3 protein-coding genes are annotated in these 3,422 nt (G+C 67.0%); all 3 read right to left on the bottom strand.

Translation table 11 applies throughout. The features are described from left to right. Positions 1-133 precede the first annotated feature (133 nt). The 3 genes from VL752_RS17575 to VL752_RS17565 are packed head-to-tail and all read right to left on the bottom strand — an operon-like array spanning position 134 to position 3,172. Positions 134-1,192, bottom strand: a complete 1,059-nt coding sequence (locus VL752_RS17575; protein ID WP_325357161.1) for a D-TA family PLP-dependent enzyme — start codon at positions 1,190-1,192, stop codon at positions 134-136. Then, positions 1,185-1,562, bottom strand: coding sequence for a RidA family protein (locus VL752_RS17570; RefSeq protein WP_325357159.1), 378 nt, complete (start codon positions 1,560-1,562; stop codon positions 1,185-1,187). Before VL752_RS17570 ends, VL752_RS17575 begins: the two co-directional genes overlap by 8 nt. A gap of 11 nt (positions 1,563-1,573) precedes the next feature. Then, positions 1,574-3,172, bottom strand: coding sequence for an N-acyl-D-amino-acid deacylase family protein (locus VL752_RS17565; protein WP_325357158.1), 1,599 nt, complete (start codon positions 3,170-3,172; stop codon positions 1,574-1,576). Positions 3,173-3,422 lie beyond the last annotated feature (250 nt).

The raw sequence follows: 3,422 nt of genomic DNA, 5'->3' as shown, positions 1-3,422 counted from the left end.
TGGCGGATGGCATCGACCTCGCGGTCGAAGTCGGTGAGTTCATGCGGCTCGGTGTCGATCGCCTCGCACATGTAGCGGGGGACGCCGCCGAGATCATGCATGGCGCGCGGCACGTCGCGCTCGGGGAGATCGCTCATCTGGTGAGACCTCGGGCCGCCACCGGCCAGACGCCTTCTACCATGCCGCCGCGGCTCACCACCACCTCGTTATGAAGGTTGGTGACGACACAGACATGGTTGGGGATGATGCGCACCCGCTCTCCCAAAGCGGGCTTGCGCGCGCTTTGGCTGAGATCGAGCATGCCATGCTCCTCGCTGACGCGATCGATGCGTGCATCGGGGTAGTCAGGCAGATAGCCGTAGCCGGCGCTGGCACCGCGCGGGATGAGGTCGCTCGTGAGCGTTTTCGAACCGCAGTCGAGAATGGCGCGATCTTCCTCCGGGCGGCTCACCACCGTCGCGTGCACGGTCAGGGCGCAATCCTCAAGCTTTGCCGCATCCGCTTCGACCAGGGTGCGGTCGTTATAGATGTACGTGCCGACGCGCATCTCCGTGACGCCTTCGATCTCATGGGCATGCGCCCAGCCCGGTGTGCCGCCGCCCGAGACCATGGGAAGATGGACCCCCGCTTCCTTGATGGCACGAACGAAGCCCACGGTTTCCGGTGTGCTCGGATAGGTCATCAACCCGTCAAAGCGCAGGCCGGATGCCGCCTTCACCTGCACAATGAGGGCAAGCGCGGCCTCGACCGAGGTGACGCCGGTGCGCTTCATGCCGCTGTCGAATTCGATGAGCACACCGATCGGCGTGCCGGCCTCCTGGCCCGCGCGGGCGACGGTTTCGAGGACGAGGGGATTGTCCACCGCCACGCGCATCTTCACGCGTTTCGCCAGCGCGGCAAGCCGCGCGCCCTTCGCGGCCCCGATGATGGGGTAGGAGATCAGGATATCGTCGAGTCCGGCATCGGCCATGACCTCGGCCTCGCCCAGTTTCTGGCAAGTGATGCCGACCGCGCCGAGTTCGACCTGCCGCTTCGCGAAGACCGGCAGCTTGTGGGTCTTGATATGCGGGCGAAGGGCGAGGCCGTGCGCATCGGCATAGGCCTGCATGCGCGCAAGATTGCGCTCGACGATATCGAGATCGATGATGGGAACCGGTGTGTCGATGGCGCTGACGGGGACGGGCTCAGTCATCGGAAAGCACCGCGATGCAGTCGACCTCGACCAGGATGCCGTTGAGCTGGCAGCCGACCGTGGTGCGCGCCGGAGGGGCGGCGGGGAAGAAGTCCGTATAGATCCGGTTCCACTCGCGAAAGCGGGTGACGTCGCTCAGGTAGCAGTTGATCTTGGCGACATCGTCCAGGCTGCTGCCGGCACCTTCCAGAATGGTGCGGAGATTGGCGAGCGTCTGGCGCACCTGGCCCTCGAAATCATCGGGCATCATGCCCGTTGCCGGGTCCACGGGCCCCTGGCCCGAGACGAAGACGAGACCGTTGGCCACGATCGCGTGCGAGTAGTGCCCGCCGGCCGGGGCTGCGCCCTCGATCATCAAAGCCTGTCGCATTTCCAAATCTCCTATCCCCGTCCCAAAACACGGCCCGGCAGATGGCCGGTAACGGCACCTGCCGCCACGACCGCCTCGCCCGCGACCCAGACATCCGTGATCCCCGAAGGGGCCTGCACCGGCTCCTCGAAGGTCGCGTGATCCATGACACTATCCTCGAACAGAACCAGATCGGCCACCATCCCCGGCCGAATCAGACCGCGGGCGCCCAGGCTGAAGCGCTGCGCCGGGATCGCGGTCATCCGGCGCACGGCATCTTCCAGGCTGAACCACTTCTTGTCGCGCCGCAGCGGCCCGAGCACGCGCGGGAAGGTGCCGAAGGCCCTGGGATGCGGCCTTGTGCCGGGGCGCGGCAGCCCGTCCGACCCCACCATGTGCAGCGGGTGGCAGCAGGCGGCATGCAGATCATCCTCGCTGAGCTGGAACATGACGATGGCCGTCTGGCCGCCGTCCTCTTCCACGAAACGCACGAGAAGATCGAAGGGCGCGATGCCGAGATCGGCGGCGGCCTTGTCCATGCGACTGCCTTCGAGCGCTTTCAGCGCCGGATTGCCGACCCCTGAGATCATCACATTGCCCCAGCCGATGAGGGAAATCTTGGATTGGCCGTGGCCGTCATTGCTGCCCTGTTCCACCCATTGCTTGAGGGCGGCGCGGGCCTCCGGGTCCCGGAGGCGTGCGAGAAGCGCGGACATGCCGCCTTCCTGGGCCGAGGGCGGCAGGAGCTGGAGCATGTAGCTGCTGCCGGCGGGGTAGGGGTACATGTCGAAGCTGATATCGATGCCCCGCGCACGGGCCGCTTCGAGCAGGACGAGGGCCTTCGGGATCTGTCCCCAGTTGGGGCGGCCGGCCGATTGCAGATGCGAGAGCAGGCCGGGCGCGCCGGCCGCCTCCAGCACCGCGATGAATTCCTCGATCGAGCGCAGCAGATTGGCCTCATAGCTCCGCACATGGGCAGCGAGGACGCCACCTTCCTCGCGAACCGTTTCTGCGAGGGCCACGAGTTCCGCTGTTTCGGCGAAAGCGCTCGGCGGATAGACGAGACCGAGAGAGAGGCCGGCGGCCCCTGTGCGCAACTGCGGCCGCAGCAGGTCCTGCATGGCGCGGATCTCGGCCGCGGTCGCGGCCCGCTTCTCATAGCCCATGACCGCGAGGCGGAGGGCGGCATGCCCCACGAGGGAGACCAGGTTGAGGGCGATCCCGGGCGTCTCGAGCGCGGCGCGGTAGCCGTCGAGATCGGCGAAAACCTCCGACCGCGCCGTCTCCCCCAGCAATCCGCCGAAATGGCCGCGGAGCAGGTCGACCGCAGGCTCAGGCGCCGGATAGAGCGAAAAGCTGCAATTGCCGACGACGATAGAGGTGACGCCCTGGCGCGCTTTCTCCGGCCGCGTGGGGTCACGCAGGAAGGCGAGGTCGTCATGGCAATGGGCGTCGATGAAGCCGGGGGCCAGATAGCGGCCCGCCGCGTCCAGGATTTCCGCGCCTTCCGTGTCGAGCCCGGGTCCGACGGCCGCGATGCGTCCTTTGGACAGGCGGACATCGCCGCGGAACCAGGGCGCGCCGGTGCCGTCCACGATCCGGGCATTCTTGATGACGAGGTCCTGTTTCATGCGGAAACTCCTTTCGCGGCGGGGGAGCCTATACGGGCCCGGCGGCTTCGGCCATGCTGGGCCACCTCTAGGATACGGAGATTGCCGATGACCCTGTCGTCTCTTTCGCGCGTGGAGGCGGTATGAATAAGCCGCTGCACTGGGCCTTCGTCACCGGCGGTGGCGGCGATATCGGCGGCGCCATCGCCGATGTGCTGGCATCCCGCGGCTGGGGTGTCATCTGCGCCGATCTCGCGGCGGACCGCACGGC

The organism is Acidisoma sp. (genome assembly GCF_035492295.1).
Taxonomy (GTDB): Bacteria; Pseudomonadota; Alphaproteobacteria; order Acetobacterales; family Acetobacteraceae; genus Acidisoma.
This window is presented reverse-complemented; position numbering and strand designations above follow the sequence as displayed.

Excerpts from the sequence above, each read along its gene's own strand:
- VL752_RS17575 (WP_325357161.1), bottom strand. The coding sequence starts at position 1,192 with ATGACTGAGCCCGTCCCCGTCAGCGCCATCGACACACCGGTTCCCATC.
- VL752_RS17565 (WP_325357158.1), bottom strand. The coding sequence starts at position 3,172 with ATGAAACAGGACCTCGTCATCAAGAATGCCCGGATCGTGGACGGCACC.
- VL752_RS17570 (WP_325357159.1), bottom strand. The coding sequence starts at position 1,562 with ATGCGACAGGCTTTGATGATCGAGGGCGCAGCCCCGGCCGGCGGGCAC.